The following is a 22973-nucleotide window of genomic DNA, read 5'->3' as shown; positions in this document are numbered from 1 at the left end:
AGCGCCCTTGCCATGAGCATGAATCGCCGCGAGTTCATCCAGCTGATGGCCGCCGCCGCGGCGGCCGGCCTGCCGCTGGCGTCCAGCCGCGCATTCACCGCCAGCGCCGGCGGCGAGGCGTTGTACGACGCTCCGGCATTCGGCAACGTCAGCCTGCTGCACATGACCGACAGTCACGCCCAGCTGCTGCCGATCCGCTTTCGCGAACCGTCGTCCAACCTTGGCGTCGGCGCCGCGCGCGGCCGCCCGCCGCACCTGGTGGGCGAGCACCTGCTGAAGTTCTACGGTATCAAGCCGGGAACGCGCGAGGCGCATGCGCTGACCTACCTTGATTTCGTCGAGGCGTCCAGGCGCTACGGCAAGGTCGGCGGCTACGCGCACCTGGCCACGCTGATCAAGCGCCTGCGCGCCAGTCGTCCCGGCGCCCTGCTGCTGGATGGCGGCGACACCTGGCAAGGTTCGGCAACGTCGCTGTGGACCAAGGGCCAGGACATGGTCGATGCCCAGCTCGAACTGGGCGTGGACGTGATGACCGGGCACTGGGAATTCACCTACGGCACCGACCGCGTGAAGGAAGTCGTCAACGGTCCGTTCAAGGGCAAGATCGATTTCGTGGCGCAGAACATCCGCACCGCCGACTTCGGCGATCCGGTGTTTCCCGACTACGCCCTGCGCCAGGTCAATGGCGTGGACGTGGCGGTGATCGGCCAGGCGTTTCCGTACACGCCGATCGCGCATCCGGCGCGCTTCGTCGCCGAGCTGTCGTTCGGCATCCAGCAGGAGCGCCTGCAGCAGGTGATCGACACCGTGCGCAAGGCCGGCGCGGCCGTGGTGGTGCTGCTGTCGCACAACGGCATGGACTGCGACCTCAAGCTGGCCTCGCAGGTCAGCGGGCTCGACGCGATCATGGGTGGACATACCCACGACGGCGTGCCGCACCCGGTGAAGGTCAAGAATGCCGGCGGCGAGACCCTGGTCACCAACGCGGGCAGCAACGGCAAATTCGTCGGCGTGCTCGATCTGGATGTGAAGAACGGCAAGCTGCGCGAAGCCCGCTATCGCCTGCTGCCGGTGTTCTCCGACCTGCTCCCGCCGGATCCGGCGATGCAGGCGCTGATCGCCAGGCACCGCCAGCCGTACGAGAGCCAGCTGGCCAAACAGCATGCCGTCAGCGAGGGCCTGCTGTATCGCCGCGGCAACTTCAACGGCAGCTTCGATCAGCTCATCCTCGATGGCCTGATGGCGGTGAAGGACGCGCAGATCGCGTTCTCGCCCGGCTTCCGCTGGGGCACCACGCTGCTGCCGGGCGAGGCCATCACCCACGAGCGGCTGATGGACCAGACGGCGATCACCTATCCGACCGTGACCGTCAACGAGTTCACCGGGGAGCGGATCAAGGCGATCCTCGAGGACGTCGGCGACAACCTGTTCAATCCCGATCCCTATTACCAGCAGGGCGGCGACATGGTGCGCGTCGGCGGGCTCACCTATACCTGCGACCCGAATGCGGTCGCCGGCAAACGCATCAACGACATGCGGCTGGACGGCAAGCCGATCGAGGCCGGCAAGTCCTACAAGGTCGCCGGCTGGGCGCCGATGGCCGAGGGTGTCACCGGCGAACCGGTGTGGGATGTGGTGGCCGAATACCTGAAGGCGCACCAGACGGTGGCGGCACCGACATTGAACCTGCCCAGGCTGGTAGGCGAGCAGAACGATCCGGGCATCGGTGCATGATGCTTCGGCGCACGCTCGCGGCACTGCTGGCATGGGCGTGGCTGGCGCCGGCACTGGCGGCGGCACCGGCGGCAAAGCCCCCGTGGGCGCCCAGCAAGATCGACCTGCCCGTGCATCAGGTCGGCCCCCACAGTTACTACGTGGAGGGCCGGCTTGAAGAGGCGACCCGCGCCAACGAGGGCTTCATTGCCAACGCGGGATTCGTGATCACCGGCGATGGCGTGGTGGTGTTCGACACTCTGGGGTCGCCCGCGCTGGGTGATCGGCTGATCGAAGAGATCCGCAAGCTCACCAAGCAGCCGATCCGGCGCGTGGTGATCAGTCATTACCACGCCGACCATTTCTACGGCATTCCGGCCTTTCGCCGGATCGGGGCGCAGATCTGGGCCGACACCCGCGCGCATCGCTACCTCAATTCGCAGGCGGCCGCGGAGCGCCTGGCGCAGCGCAAGCAGCTGATCGGGCCATGGCTCGGGCCGGATTTCACCCTTCCACTGCCGGACCGTTGGCTGGATGCCCCCACGGGTTTCAAGATGGGTGAGGTGACCTTCTCCCTGCGCCATGTCGGGCCCGCGCACTCGCCCGAGGATCTGGCGATGCTGGTGGAGCCCGACGGCGTGTTGTACTCGGGCGATGTCGTATACGCCGGTCGCGTGCCCTTCATCGGCGATGCCGACACCCGCCAATGGCTGAAGGCGATCGACCGGCTGCTCGCCATACCGGCCCGCGTGATGGTTCCGGGACACGGGCCCGCGTCATTGCATCCGCGCGCCGATGCCCGGATGACCCGCAACTACCTGGTGTTCCTGCGCCAGCAGATGGGCGCCGCGGCCAGCAATCTCGTGCCGTTCGACGAGGCCTACAAGCAGGTGGACTGGAGCGGGTTCAACGCCGAGCCGACGTTTGAAGTCGCCAATCGGCGCAATGCCTACAACGTCTACCTGCAGATGGAGCAGGAATCGCTCTCGCGATAGGCCGGCTCAGCCGAACTTGGCGAGCAGGCGCGCCAGTTCCTTGGTCGCCGCCCGCACATCCTCGATGTCGTCGGACGACTCGATGTGGTTGTTCAGGCTGCAGATGATCATCTCGTAGAAAGCCTTGTCCAGCGCACGGCGCGCGGCGGTGAGCTGCAGCGCCACCTGCTCGCAGCTGCAGTTGTCCAGGATCATGCCCTGGATGGCCCGAATCTGGCCCTCGATGCGCGCCAAGCGGGAGACGATCTTGCGCCGCTGCGCCTCTTCAGTCTCCAGCGGAATCTCCAGGGGGATCTTTTTGGTCATCTCGGCGAGTCCATCGATCAGTGTGGCTGATGCTGCGGCGCAGGATTCTTCGATACGGCCGGGGCAGTGGTCATGTGCGCCCGGAAAAAACCATGCGCCAAACGCTCGGGAGATTAGCACGGTGAAGCCATTTTGCGTGTGTGCATCCGCCCCAGCCTAGCCACAATCCGCGCAGGAAAGGGAGTGCCTGAAAATGCTGCAATGCATTATCCAGCCTGGTTTTTTCATTCGGATTTTTTTGTTTTCGAATTGCCGAAAAACCAAATACTTCGTGCTAATCTCGAACTGTATACCTATACCTGCATGGGTATATCCGCAAGGCTTCGGAACACGCTTCCGTTCCCGGCCCGGCAAAACAATGCAGCGGAGGGGGAAATCCACATGCGACTTCGAATTCTGGTCACGTCCACCGCGCTGCTGTGCTGCGGCACGGCAGCGGCAACCAACGGCTACTTCACACACGGCTACGGCATGAAGGCCAAGGGCCGTGGCGGCACATCCATGGCCCTGACCGGCGACAGTTTCGGCGGTGCCAACAATCCGGCCACCATGGTGATGTCGGGTAACCGACTCGATTTCGGACTTGATCTGTTCGATCCCGAGCGCAGCGCGTCGCGCAGCGGATTCGGGCCGGGCCTCGACGGCTCCATCCACAGCGGTCGAACGCTGTTTGCCATTCCCGAATTCGGCTACAACCGAATGGTGCGGAACAATCTGGCATTTGGCGTCAGCGTGTTCGGCAACGGCGGGATGAATACCGATTATCCCGGTGGCCAGTTCAATTGCGGCCAGGGTCCGGCAAACATGCTGTGCGGCTCGGGCTCACTCGGCGTCGACCTGACCCAACTGATCATTGCACCGACGGCCTCGTATGCCATCACCGCGAACCAGTCGATCGGCATCGCTCCCCAGTTCGCCGTGCAGCGATTCTCGGCCAAGGGGTTGCAGGCGTTCGCGTACACGCCGGGGCTCTCCTCGGATCCCGCCAACGTGACCAACCGTGGACCGGAGACATCACACGGCTACGGTGTACGCGTAGGTTATTTCGCTCGCCTCACCCCGAACTTCTCGGTCGGCGCCGCCTATGCCGGCAAGATCAGCATGAGCAGATTTTCCCGATACGACGGCCTGTTCGCCCGAGGCGGCAAGTTCGACATCCCGGAGAACTATTCGCTGGGCGTGGCCTGGAAACCGGTCGATCGCCTGACCGTTGCGCTCGATTACGAGCGCATCAACTACAGCGGCGTGCAGTCGGTCAGCAACCGCAGTCTGGTTCCGTACCAGTTGGGAACGAACCAAGGCCCCGGCTTTGGCTGGCACGACGTGAAGGTATGGAAGCTGGGCGTCGAATATGCCAGTTCCGAGCGCTGGACCTGGCGTGCCGGCTTCAACCACGGCAGCAATCCGATCCAGGGCACCGACGTCACCTTCAACATCCTGGCGCCGGGCGTCATCACCAATCATGTCACCCTTGGTTTCACCCACACGATGCGATCGGGGGCGGAGTTGACCATGGCGTACATGCACGCCTTCAGCAAGACCGTGCAGGGTGCGTCGATCCTGCCGGTGTTCATGGGTGGCGCGCCGGGCGGCAACGAGCGCATATCGATGCACCAGAACTCGGTCGGCATCAGCTACGGCTGGAAGTTCTGAATGAGCTCGCCCCACACGCCGTCACGGCGTGTGGGGACAACCACGCGATGGTGCCCGATGCCGCGTCGCGCATCGTCATCACGGGCGGCAGCCCAGTGATGCCGCGCACGACGATTCTCCCGCCCCGCCTCCTGATTCGGCGCGGTCACCTGATCACCGGCCCATGCCGCGTAGCCACCGCGCCGATGCGGCGCCAATGGACCGCCGGGCGAACACGGCGCGACTTTGTGCCCAAGCGCCCGTCCAGCAAGCGTGTACCGACCGCGCACCAAGAGATCGCTCTGCCCACCCGCCTCCCGCGGGAGATGCCATGGCGCGCCGGGAGGGCTCGATCGACCTGCTGGGCGCACGACCCGAAGGTGAACTTATATCGCTTCATCGCGACATAAGGATATAAACTCTGTCGAAGATGCCTTCCTGGAGACCGCGGCGATGCCGTCGATCAGCTTCGAATTCTTCCCGCCCAAGACCGACGAGCAGCGCGCGCAGCTGGACCGCGCCGCGCAGCAGCTGAAGGCGCTGAACCCCGAGTACGCCTCGGTGACCTTCGGCGCAGGCGGCTCCACGCTGAGCTACACCGGCGACACGGTGGCGCGGCTGCACCGCGAGCACGGGCTGGACGTGGCGCCGCATTTGTCGTGCATGGGCGGCACCCGCGCGGAGATCGCCGCGCTGCTGGACGGCTATCGCGCGGCCGGCTACCGCCGCATCGTGGCGCTGCGCGGCGACCTGCCCTCGGGCATGGCCTCGCCCGGCGACTTCCGCTACGCCGCCGAGCTGGTGCGCTTCATCCGCGAGCACTCGGGCGAGCACTTCCACATCGAGGTGGCAGCCTACCCGGAAACCCACCCGCAGGCCGAGGACGCGCTGGCCGACCTGCGCCACTTCCAGGCCAAGGTGGAAGCGGGCGCGAACGGCGCGATCACGCAGTACTTCTTCAACCCGGATGCCTACTTCCGCTTCGTCGACGACGCGCGTGCGCTCGGCGTCACGGTACCGATCGTTCCGGGCATCATGCCGATCGGCAATTTCAGCCAGCTCAAGCGCTTTTCCGACATGTGCGGCGCGGAAATTCCGCGCTGGATCGCCAAGCGCATGCAGGCGCACGGCGACGACGCCGGGGCGATCCGCCAGCTCGGCGCGGAGGTGGTGGCCGGTCTGTGCCGTCGGTTGCTCGCCGGTGGCGCCCCGGGCCTGCATTTCTACACGCTGAACCGCGCCCGCCCCACGCTGGCCGTACTGGACCTGCTGCACTGATCGACTGCCGCCGCGCCGCTATGCTGCGGCGATGCGTCCACTGCTGCTCGTGTTCCTGTTCGTGCTGGCCGGCCTGGCCAGTGCATCGGCGCATGCACAGGGCGGCATCCGCCGGTGTGTGGACGCGGCCGGGCGGCCGGTCTTCACCGATCGTCGCTGTGCGGATCTCGACGCCACGCCGGCCTTGCCGGCGACTGCGCCAACCACCACGGCGGCGAATGACGGCAACGTGTTCCCCGATGTCGCCCCGACGCTGTGCACCGCCGACCTCGGTGCGCTGCGCCAGCAGGTGACCGACGCGTTCGCCTCGCATCAGGCCAATCGCTTGGCCGGACTGATGCTCTGGGACGACTACGGCGAGCGTGGCGCGGTGGAGCGCATCCGCGAGCTGGCCGCGCTGGTGGCGCGACCGCGACCATTGCTGGACCTGCGCGATGGCGATCCTGGTGCCTACGCCGTCGGCACGACGCCATTCCCGAACCGCGCGATCCACGACGCCAGCCGGCCGCTCGCCGAGATCCTCGCGCCGGCCGCGTCCGGGTCCGCCGCCCGGAATGACGATCCCGAACCGCAGTCGCTCACCGCGATCACCGCCGCCAGCGATGGCGCCAGCGAGGCCACCCGCTTCCCGATCGAGCGCCGCGCCGGTTGCCTGTGGCTGCGGCCGCCGGCCTGAGGAAGCGGCTTTTCGTCCGTCGACCCGGCGAAAGCCGGGATGACGGACCGAGTGGAGCCTTGTCCGATGGCGGGACGCCGGAGCGGGCGACCCGTTATCATGAGTGGTCCCCAACGGAGAACCGTCATGGCGCAGCAATACCCCGAATGGATCTGGCAGAACGGCGAGATCAAGGCGTGGAAGGACGCCACCGCCCACGTGATGTCGCATGCGCTGCATTACGGCTCGTCGGTGTTCGAGGGCATCCGTAGCTACGCCACGCCGGACGGCGCGGCGATTTTCCGCCTCACCGACCACCTCAAGCGGCTGTACCAGTCCGCGCGCATTTACGACATGGTGCTGCCGTATTCGCTCGAAGAGCTGGCCGCCGCCTGCCGCGACGTGATCAGGAAGAACGGTTTCTCCGCCGCGTATCTGCGCCCGGTGGCCTACCGGGGCCTGGGGGGGTTCGGCCTGTCCGCCGAGACGCCGATCGACGTCGCGGTGGCGACCTGGCCGATGGGTCCGTACCTCGGGCCGGAGGCGCTGGAAAAAGGCATCACCGCCTGCGTGTCGAGCTGGCAGCGCTTCGCACCCAACACCATTCCGGCCGGCGCCAAGGCCGGCGGCAACTACCTCTCCGGCCAGCTGATCGCGCGTGAAGCGCGGCGCCTGGGCTTCGGCGAAGGCATCGCGATGGCCTCCACCGGCCTGCTCAGCGAGGGCGCCGGCGAGAACCTGTTCCTGGTGTTCGACGGCGTGCTGCACACCACCCCGGCCAGCGCCTCGATCCTCACCGGCATCACCCGCGACACGATCAAGATGCTGGCCCGCGAGGAAGGCATCGACGTGGTCGAGCGCGACATCCCGCGCGAGTACCTGTACCTGTGCGACGAGCTGCTGATGTGCGGCACCGCCGCGGAGATCACGCCGATCAATTCGGTCGACGGCAAGCAGATCGGCAACGGCACCGCCGGCCGCGTCACCCGCCGCCTGCAGGAGCTGTACTTCGGCCTGTTCGACGGCAGCACCAGCGACAAGTGGGGCTGGCTGGAAGCGGTCTGACGCAAGAACGGGCAGGAGCGCACCCTGTGGGCGATCGATGCGGCCACGAAGCGTGAGGCATTCGCGCACAGGGTGCGCTCCTACGCGCCTCCGGTAGGAGCCCACCCTGTGGGCGATCGATGCGGCCACGAAGCGTGAGGCATTCGCGCACAGGGTGCGCTCCTACGCGCCTCCGGTAGGAGCCCACCCTGTGGGCGATCGATGCGGCCACGAAGCGCGAGGCCGTTCGCGCACAGGGTGCGTTCCTACGGTCGGGGGTCCGGCGTCAGTCGAAGACGAGGCTGGCGATGGCGCCGTTGGTATCGGTGCGCGGGCGCATTGATACGTGCCAGCCGTACAGATCGCACAGCCGTCGCACGATCGCCAGGCCCAGGCCGGCGCCGTTGCCGCCGGCGCCTTCGCCACGCACACCGCGCTGAAACAACCGCTCGGCATCCTCCGGCTTGATGCCGGGGCCGGTGTCGATCACCTCGATGCCGTTGGCGTCGACCTCGACCCGCACCTCGCCTTCCAGCGTGTACTTGATCGCGTTGCCGATCAGGTTGGTGAGCGCCACGGCCAGCACCGAGGCCGGCGCGTTCACGCTGACCGGCGCGCGCACGTCCAGGTGCACGGCGATCGGCTTGTCACGGATCTGTGGGCGCTGGCTTTCGATCACGTCGGCGGCCACCTTGGCCACGTCGGTCGTTTCGCCGCGGGTTGGCCCGCGGCGCTCGGCGCGCGACAGCAGCAGCAGCGCCTCGATCAGCTCGGTGGCCTGGCGCGAGGCGCGCTCGATGCGCTTGAGGCGCTCGGCCAGCTTGGGCGTGAGATCGGGCGAGCCCTGCAGCAGTTCGGTGGAGCTGGCGATCACCGCCAGCGGCGTGCGCAGCTCATGGCTGACGTCGGAATTGAATTCGCGATCGCGCTCGACCATCCAGGTGAGTCGCGCCGCGTAGTCGTCCAGCGCCTGCGCCAGCTCACCCACCTCGTCGTCGGCAAACTCCGGCGCCAGCGGCTCGGCCTTGCCGACCCGCCGGAACTCGCGCAGCCGCTGCGCCAGCTGACTGACTGGCTTGAGCACCTTGCGCGACAGCCACAGGCCGATCGCCAACGAGAGCAGACCGAACAGGAACACCGCGCCGATGACGCTGAAGAGCAGTTGCTGCTTGCCCAGCTCTTCGCGCGACACGTCGTACCGCACGAAGCTGATGATGCCGTTCTCGCGGTACACCGCCAGCTTGTAGTGGTGCACCCGGCCGCCATCGTCCGGGTCGGGCTCGTGGATGTCGTGGACGCCCGTACCGAGGTTCTGCCACGCCAGCGGCGCCTTGTAGAGCGTGCGGTCACTCTTGACCATGCCGGTGATCAGGCGGGATCCGGGTCCCGGCGCGTTCGGATGTTCCTGCGCGAAGTGGTTGGAGTACCTGGCGTCATCGAGCAGGCTGGCATTGACCAGCTGATCCTCCACCCGCGTGCGGATATTCAGCGCCGCAAATGCAAACAACGCGCTGAGGCCGAAGCCGAACAGCGCGAAGGAGACGACGAGGCGGAACCGCAGCTTACGCCTGGACTGCATCCGGATCGACCATGCGGTAACCGATGCCGTGCCGCGTGTGAATCAGCGGCTTCTCGAACGGCTTGTCGATCGCCGCACGCAATCCATGGATGTGCACCCGCAGCGAATCGCTGTCCGGCAGTTCCTCGCCCCACACCTTCTGCTCCAGATCCTGCCGGGTCACTACCGACGGGCTGGCCTCCATCAGTGCCTGCAGCAGCTTGAGCCCGATCGGGTTCAACTGGATCGACTTGCCCTCGCGGTTCACGGTGAGCGTGTCGAGGTTGAAGGTGAGGTCGGCCACCTTGAGCACGCGGCTCTGCGGACCCTTGCCGCGGCGCGCCAGCACTTCCAGCCGGGCGGCCAGTTCCTGCAGTGCGAACGGCTTGGTCATATAGTCGTCGGCGCCGGACTCGAAGCCGGTGAGCTTCTGCTCCAGCGCATCGCGCGCGGTGAGCATGAGGATCGGCGTCTGCTTGTGCGCCTCGTGACGCAGCTTGCGCGCCACTTCCAGCCCGTCCATGCCGGGCAGCGTGAGGTCGAGCACGATCACGTCGAAATCGTGCACCACCGCCAGGTGCAGGCCGGTCACGCCGTCGCCGGCAAAGTCGACCACGTGGCCGCGGTCTTCCAGATAGTCGCCGATGTTGGTCGCGATATCGCTGTTGTCTTCGATCACCAGTACGCGCATGCGCCACTCCGAGCGGCCGGCGCACGGGCCGGCCTTATGGGTTGCAAGCTTAACAAGCCTGTTGCGGGAAAGCGGAGCCGCCCGGGCGCAAAGCTGAACGCAGCGCGCGGGCAAAGAAAAGGCCCGGATGACTGTCCACGCGGGATCAGCGCACCCGGGCCCAAGCTACTGCCCCGATACCGAATCTGCTGCCACCAGATCTACAGGTTGAAGTGCCAGGCAAATGCAGTGGGGTCTTTATAGGCGGGGGGTGGTTAGGAAGCAGTTAATGCTCCGCTGGGCGGGCGCCGGGCGTTCAGCCGGCCACGTTCTGCTCCAGATGCTTGATGATGCAGCCGGACACATCCACGCCGGTGGCCGCCTCGATGCCTTCCAGTCCGGGCGAGGCGTTCACCTCCAGCAGCAGCGGGCCGCGATCGGAGCGCAGCAGGTCGACGCCGGCGATGCCCAGCCCCAGTGCGCCGGCGGCCTTGGTCGCGATGCGCTTCTCCTGCGCGCTGAGCGTGGCCTTCACCGCGGTGCCACCGCGATGCAGGTTGGCGCGGAACTCGCCCGGACTGGCGTCGCGCTGCATTGCCGCCACCACCTTGGCGCCCACCACGAAGCAGCGCAGGTCGCTGCCCTTGGCCTCGGCGATGAACTCCTGCACCAGGAAGTTGGCGTACAGGCCGCGGAACGCCTCGATCACGCTCTGCGAGGCACTGCGCTTTTCCGCCAGCACCACGCCGGTGCCCTGGCTGCCCTCGTTGAGCTTGATCACGTGCGGCGGGTCGCCCAGCATCGCCAGCACGTCGGTGGTGTCGTCCGGGTTGTCGCCGAACACCGTCACCGGCATCTGCAGCCCGTGCGAGGCGAGAATCTGCAGGCAGCGCAGCTTGTCGCGCGCGCGCAGCACGGCGTCCGAAGGATTGGGCGTGTACACGCCCATCATTTCCAGCTGGCGCAGCACGGCGGTGCCGTAGAAGGTGCTCTGCGTGCCGATGCGCGGAATCACCGCGTCGATGTCGCGCAGCGCCTTGCCCTTGTAGCGGATCTCCATGTTGCCCGGCGCGATGCGCACATAGCAGCGCAGCGGATCGAGCACGCGCACCACGTGGTTGCGCTCGCGCGCCGCCTCGACCAGGCGCTGGGTGGAATACAACCGCGTGTTGCGCGAGAGGATGGCTATCTTCATCGGATGTCCGGCGCCGCGCGCTGCGCGCGCGGCAGGGTGTAGGAAAGCATCGGATCGACCGCAAAGCGCCCGACCAGGGCGGTGCGGCCGAGCAGCAGGGGAAACAGCATGTGGCGACGATCGGTCAAGCTGATGTCAATCGGGAACGCCTGCCCCGCCAGGCTCACCGCGCTGCGGATGAACCAGCGCTCGCTGCGCCGCCCGCCGGTGTCGGTGACCACGCGCCGGTCCAGCGCCGGCGCCTCGCCGTGCCAGGTGCTGACGCAGCGACGGCCCGCACTCACGCTGAAGCGCAGCCAGGTCGCACCGTCGCGGCGAAACGTTTCGAGGGAATCGATGTGCAGCGCACTGGATCGCGCGCCCGTGTCGAGCTTGGCCTTCAGGCCGGCGATGCCCAGATCCGGCAGCGCCACGCGCTCCCGCCAGCCGAGGGTGATGACATCCGCCATGGTCAGCGCACGCGTCGGGAGGTGGGGCTCGGCGATCGAGGAGGGGGGTGAGCGGGTGAAGGGAATCGAACCCTCGTCAGTAGCTTGGGAAGCTACAGCTCTACCATTGAGCTACACCCGCGTCGGCGGCAGATGGTAACCCGCCCGTCGCGCGCGAGGGAAGCGGCGGTGCGGCGCCCAACGGCGGATAAACCGCAGATGGCGGGCGGCTGAATCCCGCGCGCCGTCGTGCCGTGCGGGAAAGGGGCATGCGCCGGTCGCATGCCCATAATGCGGCTGCGGTCATCCCGACCCGCCGCGAAACGTTTCCCGTACCGGGCCCATCGCCCGGGCCGCCGCTTCCATGGAGGAAGTCATGCGCCAGTCCCGGATGTCCCGCTTCACCCGCATGCGGCGCTGGCCGCGCTTCGGCGCGTTGCTGGCGCTGACCCTGGCCGCCGGCGTCGGCCATGCGCAGTCCACGTCCGCGGATGCCGGCGACCCGCCCGACCGCGTGGCGCGGCTGGCCTATCTGGCCGGCGACGTGGGCTTCCTGCCGGCGGGCGCCAGCGACTGGAGCGATGCCTCGCTGAACCGCCCGCTCACCCGCGGCGACCGCCTCGCCGCGGCGGGCAATGCGCGCGCCGAACTGGAGCTGGACCACGCCAGCCTGCGGCTGGATCGCGATACCGACGTGGGCGTGCTGCAGCTGGACGACCGGCTGGCCCAACTCGAACTCACCCGCGGCACGCTCAACCTGTCGGTGCGCTCGCTCGACCCGGACGAGAGCTACGAGATCGACACGCCCAACGTGGCGCTGGTGGTGAGCTCGCCCGGCGTGTTCCGCATCGATGTGGACGACCGCGCCGGCACCACCAAGATCACCGCGCTGGAAGGCCAGGCCACCGTCTACGGCGAGGGCGACGCCAGCCGGCGGGTGATCGGCGGACACCGCTACCGCTTCGACGACAGCTCGCTGGCGCAGGTCGCCGAGTCGTACGCGGGCTCGCAGGATGCGTTCGACCGGTGGTGCGCCGATCGCGACGCGCGCTACGCACGCGCCGGCAGCCGCCGCTACGTCTCCGAGGACGTCATCGGCTACGAGGACCTCGACCACTACGGCCGCTGGCAGAGCGACGACGCCTACGGCCAGGTCTGGTACCCGGCCTATGTCGCCAGCGACTGGGCGCCCTACCGCGACGGCCACTGGGCCTACGTGGCGCCGTGGGGCTGGACCTGGATCGACGATGCACCGTGGGGCTTCGCGCCCTACCACTACGGCCGCTGGGTCTACGTGCGCGATCGCTGGGGCTGGATTCCGGGGCCGCGCGAGCTGCGCGCGGTGTACGCGCCGGCGCTGGTGGCCTTCGTCGGCGGCAGCGGCTGGCGCGTGTCGATCGGCACGGGCGTGCCGATCGGCTGGTTCCCGCTGGGCCCGGGCGACTTCTACAACCCCTGGTACCGCGTGAGCGCCGACTACTACCGCCGCATCAATCGCCACAACCTGCGCTGGGATCGCCACCACGGCGACCGCGACGGCTTCGAGCGCTACTTCCACGAGCGCTATCGCCGCTATCGCGAGGGGCGCGATCCGCACGAGCACTATGCCAACCGGCTCGCGCCGCACGGCATCACCGCGATGTCGCGCGATGCCTTCGTGCAGGCGCGGCGGGTGGAGGGCCATCGGCTGCGCATCGATCCGCAGCACCTGCGCACCGCGCCCGTGCTCGGCCGCGGCGTGCAGGTGGCTCCGGTGCGCGCCAGCTATGCCGGCATGCGCACGGAGCGTGGACGGGCGGCGCCGGAAGGCCGCTTCGATCGACCGGTGGTGAGCCATCGCGCACCGCCGGCCATGGCGAATCGCGCGAACGATGCGCGCGGGGAGCACGCCACGCCGGCCGGCGATCTGGCCAGCCGCTTCCCCATGGTTCGCGGCCATCCGGACGCGGCGACGGCGGAGCGCACGATGGCGATGCCTTCCTCGCGCTTCGTGCGCGGCCGGCAGGTGCCGGACGAAGCCGGTGCCATGCCGGCCCGACGCATCGAGGCCGGACCCGCCACGGTCAACGCCCGCCGGTTTCCGCAGGCGCGCGGCCGCCCGGACGCGGCGACGGCAGAGCGCACGATGGCGATGCCATCGTCGCGCTTCGTGCGCGGCCGATCCGGTCCGGACGAGTCGAATGTGCCGCCGGCACGCGGCGGCACGCTGCCGGCGGTACAGCGCTTCGTCCGCGCCACCCAGCTGCCGCCCGCGACGCCGGCACCGACGCCGAACTACCGCTACGCCGAACCGCGCGAGGCGCAGCAGCGGGGCACCCTGCCGGCCCCGCTGCGCTTCGCCCCGGCCGGGAACCGGGCCGCGCCCGCCTGGCGGGCGCCGCAGGGCGAGCCGCAGGTCGTGCGCGTCCCCGGCCCGCAACCGCGCGAACCGGCGATGCCACGGCGCTTCGAACCGCGCTTCGAACCGCGTCAGGCGCCGATGCCACCGGCGCCGCGCCCGATGGTGCAGGCGCCGCGCGAGGCGATGCCGGCGCCCCAGCCGATGCCCCGCCGCTTCGAGGCGCCCGCCCCGCGGGCGGCCCCGCCGGCGCAAAGCGAACCGCGCCGCGTGGCACCACGCAAGAACGACGACCACAGCCATCCGGGCGCCGCGCGGTTCCAACAGCGCTGAGCCCCGGCGATACAATCGGCAGCCTTGCCATGCGGCCGGCATGTCGCGAGACCTGCCGGCCGACTTTTTCGGGGCCCGCCGCCTCGCTGCGCCGCCCATGCCCCCGGACTCCCCGATGACCGACCTCCCCGACCACGACGACGCCCCCGCCGCGGAGGCCGACAGCCCGACCTACCTGCGCCGCATCCGCAGCTTCGTGCTGCGCGAGGGACGCATGACGCCGGCGCAGCAGCGCGCGTTCGACGCGCACTGGTCGCGCTACGGGCTGGACTACCGCGGCGCGCCGCGCGACTTCGACACCGCGTTCGGCCGCCGAGCGCCGCGCGTGCTGGAGATCGGCTTCGGCAACGGCGAGGCGCTGGCGTGGGCCAGCGAGCACGACGCCGCGCGCGACTTCATCGGCGTGGAAGTGCACGGCCCCGGCGTGGGTCGGCTGATGAACGCGCTGGCCGCGCGCGACGCCGGCAACGTGCGCATCTACAGGCACGACGCGGTGGAGGTGCTGGAGCACGAGATCGCGCCGGGCACGCTGGTCGAGGCGCGCATCTGGTTTCCCGACCCCTGGCCCAAGAAACGCCACAACAAGCGCCGCATCGTGCAGCCGGGCTTCGTCGCCCTGCTCGCCTCGCGCATGGCGCCGGATGGCCTGCTGCACCTGGCCACCGACTGGCAGCCCTACGCCGAGCACATGCTCGCGGTGATGGAGGCGGCACCGGACTGGCACAACGCCGTGGCGCCGGGGGCCTATGCCGAGAAGCCCGACTGGCGCATCGAGACCCACTTCGAGCGCCGCGGACTCAAGCTCGGCCACGGCGTGTGGGATCTGCTCTACCGCCGACGCTGAGGACGCTTTCGACGAATGGATTCACCAGCGGTCATGCGCGCCCGCATATACTGCACGGCACGAGAGGGACGGGGCGCCGCGTGAGGCTTGTTTCGCACCACCGCATGCCAACGTGTGGCCTGGCCCGGCGTGTTGACGACGTGCGAACCCCACCCCGGCGAGACCTCCCCCCTTGGGCCTGACCCTCACTCCCGAAATGATCCTGGTGCTGGCCCTGGTCGGCTTCACCATGCTCATGCTGGTGCTGGAGTGGATCCGCGCCGACATGGTGGCGCTGCTGGTGGTGGTGGTGATCGGCCTGACCGGCCTGATCCCGTCCGACCGCGTGTTCAACGGCTTCGCCGGCAACGCGGTGATCGCGATCATCGCGATCATGATCATGGGCGCCGGGCTGGATCGCGCCGGCGTGCTCGCGCTCACCGCCAACTTCGTGATGCGCATGGCGCGCGGCATGGAATCGCGCCTGGGCATGGTGATCAACGCGGTCACCAGCCTGTTCAGCGCGGTGATTCCCAGCCAGGCGCTCGCCGCGCTGATGATCCCGGTGATCAGCCGCCTCTCCGCGCGCACCGGCGTGCCAATCTCGCGTCTGCTGCTGCCGATGGCGTTCTGCATCCTCACGGCGACCAACACCACGCTGATCGCCAACTCGCCGCTGATCATCCTCAACGACCTGATCGCCAGCGCCAACAACAACCTGCCGCCCGGTGCGCACACCATCCCCAAGTTCGGCCTGTTCAGCGTGACCCCGGTGGGCCTGACGCTGGCCGTGCTCGGCGTGGTTTTCTTCTATTTTTTCACCCGCAGGCTGCTGCCCGAGCGCGAGGACGAGCGCCTGAAGGTGACGCCCGGCCGCACCGAGAGCTACTTCGCCGATACCTACGGCATCGTCGGCGAGACCGCCGAGCTCACCGTCACGGCGGAGAGTCCGCTGGTCGGCATGAGCATCGGCGAGATCGAGCAACTGCGCGAGGCTCCGCTGATCCTCGCCATCAAGAGCGGCAACGACGCGCGCATGGCGCCGCCAGTGGACCAGGTGGTCTGGGTCGGCTCGGTGCTCGGCGTGCTCGGGCCGCGCGAGCAGCTCGCGCAGTTCGCCAACAACCAGCTGTGCAAGCTGTCGCCGCGCATGCGCCAGCTGGCGGAGCTGTTCAACCCGACGCGCGCGGGCATTTCCGAGGCGGTGGTTCCGCCCAGCTCGCGTTTCATCAAGCAGACCATCGGTGAGCTGCGCCTGCGCAAGCGCCACGGCATTTCGGTGCTGGCGGTGCACCGCGGCGACCGGGTGCTGCGCGACGACGTGCGCAGCATCAGCCTGCGCCCCGGCGACACCCTGGTGCTGCACTCGAGCTGGCGCGAGCTGGCGCAGACCGCCGAGGACAAGGATCTGGTGGTGGTCACCGACATCCCCAAGGAGGAGCAGCGCCCCGGCAAGATCTGGCACGCGGTGGGCTTCTTCCTGCTCGCCAAGGGCCTGGCGCTGTTCACCAACCTCGACCTGTCGGTGGCGATGATGACCGGCGCCATCGGCATGCTGCTCACCGGCGTGCTGAACATGGACGAGGCGTACAAGGCGATCAACTGGAAGACAATCTTCGTCACCGCCTGCCTCATCCCGCTGGGCTGGTCGATGGATGCCACCGGCACCGCCGCGTGGCTGGCGCAGGAAGTACTGGCCTACCTTGGCCACGCCACGCCGTGGGTGCTGCAACTGTCGCTGGCGATCCTCACGCTGCTGTTCTCGCAGGTGATGTCCAACGTGGGCGCGACGGTGATGATGGTCCCCATCGCGATCAGCGTGGCGGTGGCCACCGGCGGCAATCCGTCCGCCTATGCGCTGATCGTGGCGGTGTCCTCGTCCAACACTTTCCTGCTCAGTTCCGGCCACCCCGCGCTGATGATGGTGGCCGGCCCGGGCGGCTACCGCGGCAAGGATTTCCTGCGTGTCGGCGTGCCGCTCACGCTGGCCGTGCTGCTGGTCACCATGCTGGCGATCAACCTGATGTTCCGCTGAGTCATCGGCTACCCTTGCCGCTCCAGCATCCGCGGAACCGAATCGCATGGTGAATCCTTCTCGGCTGGGCATCGTGGGCCTGGGCTACGTCGGCCTGCCGCTGGCGGTGGAGTTCGGTCGGCTGCTGCCGACGGTCGGCTTCGACACCAGCGCCGAGCGCATCGCCGCGTTGCGCCAGGGCATCGACCACACCCGCGAGACTTCGCCGGCGGAACTGCGCGCAGCCGTCCAGCTGCAGCTCAGCGACGACGCTTGCGCGCTGGCCGACTGCAACGTGTTCATCGTCACCGTGCCCACGCCGGTGGACGAGGCCAACCGGCCCGACCTCTCGCCGCTGGAACAGGCCAGCGCCACTATCGGCGGCGTGCTCAAGCCCGGCGACATCGTGATCTACGAGTCGACCGTGTACCCGGGCACCACCGAGGAAGTGTGCGTGCCGGTGCTGGAGCGCGTCTCGGGGCTGCGCTTCAACGAGGATTTCTTCTGCGGCTACAGCCCGGAACGGATCAACCCCGGCGACCGCCAGCACCGCCTCGCCACGATCACCAAGATCACCTCCGGCTCGACCCCCGAGGCAGCCGACGCGGTCGACGCGCTGTACCGGCGCATCATCACCGCCGGCACGCACAAGGCACCCAGCATCAAGGTGGCCGAGGCGGCCAAGGTGATCGAGAACACCCAGCGCGACGTCAACATCGCGCTGATCAACGAGCTGGCGATGATCTTCAACACCATGGGCATCGACACGCAGGACGTGCTCGACGCCGCCGGCACCAAGTGGAACTTCCTGCCGTTCCGGCCCGGCCTGGTCGGCGGCCACTGCATCGGCGTGGACCCGTACTACCTCACGCACAAGGCGACGGTGCTGGGCTACCACCCGGAGCTGATCCTGGCCGCGCGGCGCATCAACAGCCGCATGGGCCTGTACGTGGCGCACCAGGTGATGCGGCTGATGGCGAACAAGCGCATCCATGTGGTGGGCTCGCGCATCCTGGTGCTGGGCCTCACCTTCAAGGAAAACTGCCCGGACCTGCGCAACACCCGCGTGGTGGAGATCGTGCGCGAGCTTGAAGCGGCGCACGCCACAGTAGAGGTCCACGACCCCTGGGTCGACGCCGACGAAGCCGAACGCAAGCTCGGCCTGCGGCCGGTCGATGCGCCCACCGTGGGCAGCTACGACGCCATCGTGCTGGCCGTGGCGCACGCACAGTTCATTGCGATGGACGCGGCGGCGATCCGCCGCTGGGGGCGCGGGACCTGCGCCATCTTCGACATCAAGAGCGTGCTGCCGCCGGGCGTGGCCGACGCGCGGCTCTGATCCTGCTCGTCATCCCGGCGCAAGCCGGGATCGAGCGCCTTCAGGCCACTGAAGAGGCCTGCACAGGAATGACGGGCGAGACACAGGTTGTCGGACCGTCGCCTAGCAGCCTGTCGGGCTTTGGTGGTCGAGGCGAGAAGTCGGCTGTGCGAGGACAGATTTTCGACGATTCGCCGGCCCATAGTCAGGTGCTATGGGCCAAGAAGCGGCGGAAATAGGGACCGCACAGCCGGATTCGCAGCCCGGCCGACCAAAGTCCGACAGGCTGCTAGGCAAGGCGCACCTCGCCGTCGACCACCGCGACGGCGACCCGGCGCAACTCCTGGCCGCGGCACGGCCCGCCGATGCACCAGCCGGTGGCCGCGGCGAAACTCGCGCCGTGGGCGGCGCAGATCAGCGCGCCCTTGCTGATCAGGAATTTGCCCGGCGCCCAATCCAGCCGCCGCCCCGCGTGCGGGCAGATGTTGCGGTAGGCATGCACGGCGGCACCTTGTCGCAGCACGATCAGGCTCTCCGGGCCGTCGGGCAGCACCGCATCGACCGCCATCGCCTCGCCGTCGGGAATATCGTCCAGCCGGCAGAGCGGGCGGGCGGTCTCGTTTCTATCCATCGGCACTTGTCCCGAAGGCCGCCAGGCCTCATCGTTGCACGCGTAAGTCGTTGATTTTACCACACGGATTTTTAACACATGCGTTTTGTCCTGCCTGCCCCGCGTCGTGCCCGCCACCCGCTCGTCCGCGCCCTGTCGGTGCTGATCGGCCTCGCCGTGGTGGGCGTGTTGATGGTGTTCGGCCTGATGGTCGCCGGCGTGCTGCTGGTTGGCGGCCTCGTGCTGCTGGCAGTTCGCCAGTGGAAGCTGCGCGCCGACGCGCCCGTGCACGGCGCCGCCCGTACGTCACATCGTACCCAGACGCTGGAAGGCGAGTTCGTGGTGCTGCACGAAGGCCGCCGTACCGCGCATTGAGCACATCCGGGCCGCGGTGACGCGCAAGATCCGGATGGCTCGCGCCGCACCCGCCGCGTAGCCTTGGGCGCATCCTCCCGCGGATGCCGCCATGACCAAGCCCACCACCGATACCGCCCTCGAGCGCGTCCGTGCCCGGATCGAGCAGTGCGATGCGCTGCCGACGCTGGCCGAGCTGGCCGCCAGCGCGGGCCTGAGCGCCACCCATCTGCAGCGCGCGTTCCGCCGCCGCTACGGTGTGAGCCCGTCCGAATACCACCGCGCCCGGCGCTTCGACCAGTTGCGCCAGTCGCTGCGCGGCGGCAGCGCGGTGACCGCGGCGGTCTATGACGCGGGCTTCGGCTCGGCCAGCCGCGTCTACGAGCACAGCGACCGCCTGCTCGGCATGACGCCGGCCAGCTACCGTGCCGGCGGCGCCGGCGCCAGCATCCGCTACACCATCACCGCCACGCCACTGGGCCGGCTGCTGGTTGCCGCCACCACGCGCGGGCTATGCGCCGTATCGCTGGGCGAGGACGACGCCACCCTCGAAACCCGGCTGGCTCGGGAGTTTCCCCACGCCGAACGCGAACGCGTCGACGCCGGTCGGGAGGCATGGCTGGACGCCGTGGTCGGCCGCATCGCCCACGACCTGGGCTGGAGCGATGCCCAGGCGCCGGCGCTGCCGCCGATCGACGTCGCCGCCACCGCCTTCCAGTGGCGGGTGTGGCAGGCGCTGACGCGCATTCCCGAGGGCAGCACGCGCAGCTATGGGGAACTGGCCGCGGAACTGGGCGTGCCGAAGGCCGCGCGCGCGATCGGCCGCGCCTGCGCCAGCAATCGCCTGGCGCTGATCGTGCCGTGCCACCGCGTGATCCGCGAGGACGGCTCGCCCGGCGGCTGGCGCTGGGGCGTGGATCGCAAGGTGCAGCTGCTCGCCCGCGAACGCGACGCGACGCTCCCGCGCGATGCCAGGCCCGCCCCTCGTGCGGCGCGTCGCGCTCGCGGATAATGGCGCGCCCTCCCTGCGCGACTCCCCCCGCATGTCCCTGCCAGCTTCCGCGTCCGCCGTACGCGGCCCCGTCGACGAGCGCGTGCTGATTCCGCTCGCCCTGCTCGCGCTCTACGTGATCTGGGGATCGACCTACCTGGGCATCCACTACGCGCTGGAAAGCTACCCGCCGTTCCTGCTCGCCGGCGTGCGCTTTCTCGGCGCGGGCGTGCTGCTCTACGGCTTCCTGCGCCTGCGTGGACTGGCCGCTCCGACCGCGCGGCAGTGGCGCAATGCGGCGTTCACCGGCGTGCTGCTGCTGGGTTTCGGCAACGGCCTGGTGTGCTTTGCCGAGCAGCATGTGAGCTCAGGGATAGCCGCCGTGGCGGTGGCCAGCATGCCGCTGTTCGCCGCGCTGTTCGCCGGCCTGTACGGCCAGTGGGCGACGCGGCGCGAGACGATCGGCCTGCTGACCGGCTTCGCCGGCGTCATCGTGCTGAACCTTGGCAGCGGCCTGTCCGGCTCGCGCCTCGGCGCGCTGGCGCTGATTACCGCGGCGATGTGCTGGGCCTTCGGCTCGGCGTGGAGCCGCCGCCAGGACATGCCGGCCGGCCCGATGAACACCGCCGCGCAGATGCTCTGCGCCAGCGTTGCGCTGCTCGCGGCGGGTTACGGCAGCGGCGAACACCTGCCCGCACATCCCACCGTGCGCGCCACCGCGGCGGTGGTCTACCTCGCCCTGTTCGGCTCCATCGTCGCCTTCAGCGCCTACCTCTACGTGCTCAGGCACGCGCGCCCCGCCGTGGCCACCAGCTACGCCTACGTCAATCCGCCCGTCGCCGTGCTGTTCGGCGTGCTGTTCGCCGGCGAACACGTGGGCCCGTTCGACATGGCTGGCATGGCGGTGATCCTGCTCGGCGTGGGCGTGATCACGCTGGCGCGGCAGCGGCAGCGGCAGCGGCGCGGCTGACGACGCAGCTGAGCCCAGCTCGGGCAATTCGCGTCGGTCAGCAGGCGATCGCCTGCAGCGATGCGTGCGGCTTGATCTCGTCGTAGGCCAACGCCAGCAGCCGAACCGCAGCATCCAGTCGTTCGCCCTGCACATGTGCATAGCGGAGCAACAATACGGCGTGCGCAGGCGGACGGGCATACCAGGCTGCTGCCGAAACGGCCCGCACGCCGATCGCCTCGGCACGAGCCAGCCATGCATCGGTAACCGAAGTTGCCGCGTCGGGGAATTGAACGAGGAGCGCACCGCTGACAGTGTCTCCAGTCACGATGGCACGCTCGCCAAAATAGCGACTGAGCGCAGCAACCAGAGCGGCGCGCTTCTCCACCAGCAGCACGAACAACCGGCGCAAGTTACTCTGGTATTCACCCGTGGAAAGGTAGCGCGCCAGCACGCGCTGCATCAGGAACCGGGCACCACGATCAGCCACCCATTTTGCCGCCTCGAAAAACGGCCTCAAAGCACGCGGGGCGATCACATAACCCATGTGCAGTCCAGGAAAGAACTCGCGCGCGAGTGCGCCGATGTAGATGACCTGGGCACGCTGGTCGATGGCAAAAAGGGGCGGGGCGGCATTCGATACCAACCTGTGCTCCGGTTCGAAATCGTCCTCGATCACATAGGCGCCCCGCGCGTACGCCCAGCGCAGCAGGCTGAGCCGCTGCCGCACTCCCATCACCGCACCGGTCGGAAACTGCTGGGACGGCATCACATATGCGAGTGATGCGCTGGCCAGCTGGGCGGCGTAGTACTCGATGTCGAAGCCTGAGGTACCGACTGCGCAAAGCATCAGTCGCGCGCCCATGGCAGCGAACGTGGCCCGAACCGCTGGATCACACGGTTCCTCCAGTGCAATCGACATGCCCGGCTGTACCAATACGCGGGCCACCAGATCGCGCGCCTGCTGGATGCCGGCTACCACCAGGATTTCGTCGGGATCGACGTTGATGGCACGCGACTGGTGGAGCTCCAGCGCGAGCGCGCGCCGCAACTCTGCCAGCCCTCGGATGTCCCGCAGATCATCGTGGGGCTCATTGAGCGCCGCGAGCAGAGCCTGGCGCCAGCGACGTGCGCCCTGGTCATCCTGAAACGTACGCGCCTGAGCTAAATCCAGCAGATCTCCGGCCGCCTGACCAGAGCCCATCGCTGGGACAGGCATGCCGTCTCTTGCTCGTACGGCCCAGGGAGAGGGAGACAATAAATCCTTCTGCAGCGCCCCGGTGAGGGCGTCCACCTCCACCGCTCCTGCAGGAACGAGAGTTGTCGGCGCCGGTTCCGCTCGACCCTGTACGAAGGTGCCACTGCCAGGACTTCCTGCGATCACTCCTTCACTTTCCAGCTGCTCATAGGCCTGGAGCACTACTGTGCGCGACACGCCAAGCTCGCGTGCCAGGGTTCTTGTTCCCGGCAACCGGGTGGATGGCGGAAAGCGCCCATCTTCGATGGCACGCGACAGCGCTCGATAGACCTGCACGTAGAGCGGCTCACCGCCATCCAGCTTCAACAACATGGGAAGGGAAACCATTCAGGAAGATCGAACGACAACGGAGAAGCCCGGGTTGGGTTACCGGTCGTGAGGCAATTTTATCGTGGCTACCTTTCAGCCACCTTGAGTGGATTCATCTGGTATCTCCATCGAATGGCCAAGTGGTTATTTACGGCGATCTAACAAGAAGGCCACGATTGACATCGGCTTGTGTAACAAATGT

At 68.3% G+C, this 22973-nt stretch carries 20 protein-coding genes and 1 tRNA gene; 13 read left to right on the top strand and 8 right to left on the bottom strand.

The genetic code is table 11. The annotated features are described in order from the left end of the window. Nucleotides 1–12: 12 nt before the first annotated feature. The gene (gene soxB, locus ACO2Q2_RS08150) at nucleotides 13–1734 is read left to right on the top strand and encodes a thiosulfohydrolase SoxB (RefSeq protein ID WP_423255263.1); all 1722 of its coding nucleotides are present in this window, start codon (nucleotides 13–15) and stop codon (nucleotides 1732–1734) included. After that, the gene (locus ACO2Q2_RS08145; RefSeq protein WP_423255262.1) at nucleotides 1731–2708 is read left to right on the top strand and encodes an MBL fold metallo-hydrolase; all 978 of its coding nucleotides are present in this window, start codon (nucleotides 1731–1733) and stop codon (nucleotides 2706–2708) included. The genes soxB and ACO2Q2_RS08145 overlap by 4 nt, the downstream gene beginning before the upstream one ends. Nucleotides 2709–2714: 6 nt before the next feature. Here the strand turns inward: ACO2Q2_RS08145 and ACO2Q2_RS08140 are convergent, their stop codons facing one another. Further along, a complete protein-coding gene (locus tag ACO2Q2_RS08140) occupies nucleotides 2715–3014 on the bottom strand; it encodes a metal-sensitive transcriptional regulator (RefSeq protein ID WP_423255261.1) in 300 nt (99 codons plus the stop codon). Between the two features lie 183 nt (nucleotides 3015–3197). Here ACO2Q2_RS08140 and ACO2Q2_RS08135 point away from each other — a divergent pair, with 183 nt between their 5' ends. The 4 genes from ACO2Q2_RS08135 (at nucleotide 3198) to ACO2Q2_RS08120 (ending at nucleotide 7644) form a co-directional block, all read left to right on the top strand. Further along, entirely contained in the window at nucleotides 3198–4667 is a 1470-nt protein-coding gene (locus ACO2Q2_RS08135; protein ID WP_423255260.1) for an OmpP1/FadL family transporter, read from the top strand. Between the two features lie 432 nt (nucleotides 4668–5099). Beyond that, entirely contained in the window at nucleotides 5100–5924 is an 825-nt protein-coding gene (metF, locus tag ACO2Q2_RS08130) for a methylenetetrahydrofolate reductase [NAD(P)H] (RefSeq protein WP_423255259.1), read from the top strand. 31 nt (nucleotides 5925–5955) lie between these two features. After that, nucleotides 5956–6600 (top strand): DUF4124 domain-containing protein, encoded by a 645-nt coding sequence (locus ACO2Q2_RS08125; RefSeq protein WP_423255258.1) that lies wholly within the window; start codon nucleotides 5956–5958, stop codon nucleotides 6598–6600. Nucleotides 6601–6726: 126 nt separating this feature from the next. Continuing rightward, nucleotides 6727–7644: a branched-chain amino acid transaminase gene (locus ACO2Q2_RS08120; protein WP_423255257.1), complete on the top strand. Its 918-nt coding sequence runs from the start codon at nucleotides 6727–6729 to the stop codon at nucleotides 7642–7644. Between the two features lie 265 nt (nucleotides 7645–7909). Here ACO2Q2_RS08120 and ACO2Q2_RS08115 read toward each other — a convergent pair whose 3' ends face one another. The 5 genes from ACO2Q2_RS08115 to ACO2Q2_RS08095 all read right to left on the bottom strand — a co-directional run bounded on the left by ACO2Q2_RS08115 (nucleotide 7910) and on the right by ACO2Q2_RS08095 (nucleotide 11616). Beyond that, entirely contained in the window at nucleotides 7910–9202 is a 1293-nt protein-coding gene (locus ACO2Q2_RS08115; RefSeq protein WP_423255256.1) for a sensor histidine kinase, read from the bottom strand. After that, complete coding sequence (locus ACO2Q2_RS08110; protein ID WP_423255255.1) at nucleotides 9186–9872, bottom strand: response regulator transcription factor; 687 nt, start codon at nucleotides 9870–9872, stop codon at nucleotides 9186–9188. Before ACO2Q2_RS08110 ends, ACO2Q2_RS08115 begins: the two co-directional genes overlap by 17 nt. 295 nt (nucleotides 9873–10167) lie before the next feature. Continuing rightward, the gene (gene rimK, locus ACO2Q2_RS08105; RefSeq protein ID WP_423255254.1) at nucleotides 10168–11046 is read right to left on the bottom strand and encodes a 30S ribosomal protein S6--L-glutamate ligase; all 879 of its coding nucleotides are present in this window, start codon (nucleotides 11044–11046) and stop codon (nucleotides 10168–10170) included. Further along, nucleotides 11043–11495: an ATP-dependent zinc protease gene (locus tag ACO2Q2_RS08100; RefSeq protein ID WP_423255253.1), complete on the bottom strand. Its 453-nt coding sequence runs from the start codon at nucleotides 11493–11495 to the stop codon at nucleotides 11043–11045. Before ACO2Q2_RS08100 ends, rimK begins: the two co-directional genes overlap by 4 nt. Nucleotides 11496–11545: 50 nt before the next feature. Next, nucleotides 11546–11616: transfer RNA gene (locus ACO2Q2_RS08095), tRNA-Gly, on the bottom strand. A 234-nt stretch (nucleotides 11617–11850) separates the two neighbouring features. Between ACO2Q2_RS08095 and ACO2Q2_RS08090 the strand changes: the two genes are divergently transcribed. The 4 genes from ACO2Q2_RS08090 to ACO2Q2_RS08075 all read left to right on the top strand — a co-directional run bounded on the left by ACO2Q2_RS08090 (nucleotide 11851) and on the right by ACO2Q2_RS08075 (nucleotide 18321). Continuing rightward, nucleotides 11851–14145: a DUF6600 domain-containing protein gene (locus ACO2Q2_RS08090; RefSeq protein WP_423255252.1), complete on the top strand. Its 2295-nt coding sequence runs from the start codon at nucleotides 11851–11853 to the stop codon at nucleotides 14143–14145. A 115-nt stretch (nucleotides 14146–14260) separates the two neighbouring features. Continuing rightward, nucleotides 14261–14989, top strand: a complete 729-nt coding sequence (gene trmB / locus ACO2Q2_RS08085; protein WP_423255251.1) for a tRNA (guanosine(46)-N7)-methyltransferase TrmB — start codon at nucleotides 14261–14263, stop codon at nucleotides 14987–14989. Between the two features lie 196 nt (nucleotides 14990–15185). Continuing rightward, on the top strand, nucleotides 15186–17003 hold the full coding sequence (locus ACO2Q2_RS08080; RefSeq protein WP_423255284.1) for an SLC13 family permease: 1818 nt from the start codon (nucleotides 15186–15188) through the stop codon (nucleotides 17001–17003). Between the two features lie 49 nt (nucleotides 17004–17052). Then, nucleotides 17053–18321 (top strand): nucleotide sugar dehydrogenase, encoded by a 1269-nt coding sequence (locus ACO2Q2_RS08075; RefSeq protein WP_423255283.1) that lies wholly within the window; start codon nucleotides 17053–17055, stop codon nucleotides 18319–18321. A gap of 268 nt (nucleotides 18322–18589) precedes the next feature. Here the strand turns inward: ACO2Q2_RS08075 and ACO2Q2_RS08070 are convergent, their stop codons facing one another. Continuing rightward, on the bottom strand, nucleotides 18590–18931 hold the full coding sequence (locus tag ACO2Q2_RS08070; RefSeq protein WP_423255250.1) for a Rieske (2Fe-2S) protein: 342 nt from the start codon (nucleotides 18929–18931) through the stop codon (nucleotides 18590–18592). A 78-nt stretch (nucleotides 18932–19009) separates the two neighbouring features. Between ACO2Q2_RS08070 and ACO2Q2_RS08065 the strand changes: the two genes are divergently transcribed. The 3 genes from ACO2Q2_RS08065 to yedA all read left to right on the top strand — a co-directional run bounded on the left by ACO2Q2_RS08065 (nucleotide 19010) and on the right by yedA (nucleotide 21225). Further along, nucleotides 19010–19285, top strand: a complete 276-nt coding sequence (locus ACO2Q2_RS08065) for a hypothetical protein (protein WP_423255249.1) — start codon at nucleotides 19010–19012, stop codon at nucleotides 19283–19285. A gap of 91 nt (nucleotides 19286–19376) precedes the next feature. Beyond that, the gene (locus tag ACO2Q2_RS08060) at nucleotides 19377–20276 is read left to right on the top strand and encodes a methylated-DNA--[protein]-cysteine S-methyltransferase (RefSeq protein ID WP_423255248.1); all 900 of its coding nucleotides are present in this window, start codon (nucleotides 19377–19379) and stop codon (nucleotides 20274–20276) included. 31 nt (nucleotides 20277–20307) lie between these two features. Next, the gene (gene yedA, locus ACO2Q2_RS08055; RefSeq protein WP_423255247.1) at nucleotides 20308–21225 is read left to right on the top strand and encodes a drug/metabolite exporter YedA; all 918 of its coding nucleotides are present in this window, start codon (nucleotides 20308–20310) and stop codon (nucleotides 21223–21225) included. A gap of 37 nt (nucleotides 21226–21262) precedes the next feature. Here yedA and ACO2Q2_RS08050 read toward each other — a convergent pair whose 3' ends face one another. Then, nucleotides 21263–22774, bottom strand: a complete 1512-nt coding sequence (locus ACO2Q2_RS08050; RefSeq protein WP_423255246.1) for a PLP-dependent aminotransferase family protein — start codon at nucleotides 22772–22774, stop codon at nucleotides 21263–21265. Between the last annotated feature and the right edge of the window lie 199 nt (nucleotides 22775–22973).

Origin of the sequence: Dyella sp. KRB-257 (assembly GCF_049445995.1) — a bacterium.
In the GTDB taxonomy this organism is placed as follows: Bacteria; Pseudomonadota; Gammaproteobacteria; order Xanthomonadales; family Rhodanobacteraceae; genus Dyella_A.
Note: the sequence above shows the minus strand (reverse complement) of the source record. Positions and strands in the feature narration are given on the sequence as shown.

Coding starts and splice junctions, on each gene's coding strand:
- ACO2Q2_RS08080 (WP_423255284.1), top strand. CDS start 15,186: ATGATCCTGGTGCTGGCCCTGGTCGGCTTCACCATGCTCATGCTGGTG.
- ACO2Q2_RS08090 (WP_423255252.1), top strand. CDS start 11,851: ATGCGCCAGTCCCGGATGTCCCGCTTCACCCGCATGCGGCGCTGGCCG.
- ACO2Q2_RS08115 (WP_423255256.1), bottom strand. CDS start 9,202: ATGCAGTCCAGGCGTAAGCTGCGGTTCCGCCTCGTCGTCTCCTTCGCG.
- ACO2Q2_RS08140 (WP_423255261.1), bottom strand. CDS start 3,014: ATGACCAAAAAGATCCCCCTGGAGATTCCGCTGGAGACTGAAGAGGCG.
- ACO2Q2_RS08145 (WP_423255262.1), top strand. CDS start 1,731: ATGATGCTTCGGCGCACGCTCGCGGCACTGCTGGCATGGGCGTGGCTG.
- ACO2Q2_RS08070 (WP_423255250.1), bottom strand. CDS start 18,931: ATGGATAGAAACGAGACCGCCCGCCCGCTCTGCCGGCTGGACGATATT.
- ACO2Q2_RS08065 (WP_423255249.1), top strand. CDS start 19,010: ATGCGTTTTGTCCTGCCTGCCCCGCGTCGTGCCCGCCACCCGCTCGTC.
- soxB (WP_423255263.1), top strand. CDS start 13: ATGAGCATGAATCGCCGCGAGTTCATCCAGCTGATGGCCGCCGCCGCG.
- ACO2Q2_RS08120 (WP_423255257.1), top strand. CDS start 6,727: ATGGCGCAGCAATACCCCGAATGGATCTGGCAGAACGGCGAGATCAAG.
- ACO2Q2_RS08050 (WP_423255246.1), bottom strand. CDS start 22,774: ATGTTGTTGAAGCTGGATGGCGGTGAGCCGCTCTACGTGCAGGTCTAT.
- yedA (WP_423255247.1), top strand. CDS start 20,308: ATGTCCCTGCCAGCTTCCGCGTCCGCCGTACGCGGCCCCGTCGACGAG.
- ACO2Q2_RS08110 (WP_423255255.1), bottom strand. CDS start 9,872: ATGCGCGTACTGGTGATCGAAGACAACAGCGATATCGCGACCAACATC.
- ACO2Q2_RS08060 (WP_423255248.1), top strand. CDS start 19,377: ATGACCAAGCCCACCACCGATACCGCCCTCGAGCGCGTCCGTGCCCGG.
- rimK (WP_423255254.1), bottom strand. CDS start 11,046: ATGAAGATAGCCATCCTCTCGCGCAACACGCGGTTGTATTCCACCCAG.
- metF (WP_423255259.1), top strand. CDS start 5,100: ATGCCGTCGATCAGCTTCGAATTCTTCCCGCCCAAGACCGACGAGCAG.
- ACO2Q2_RS08125 (WP_423255258.1), top strand. CDS start 5,956: ATGCGTCCACTGCTGCTCGTGTTCCTGTTCGTGCTGGCCGGCCTGGCC.
- ACO2Q2_RS08100 (WP_423255253.1), bottom strand. CDS start 11,495: ATGGCGGATGTCATCACCCTCGGCTGGCGGGAGCGCGTGGCGCTGCCG.
- trmB (WP_423255251.1), top strand. CDS start 14,261: ATGACCGACCTCCCCGACCACGACGACGCCCCCGCCGCGGAGGCCGAC.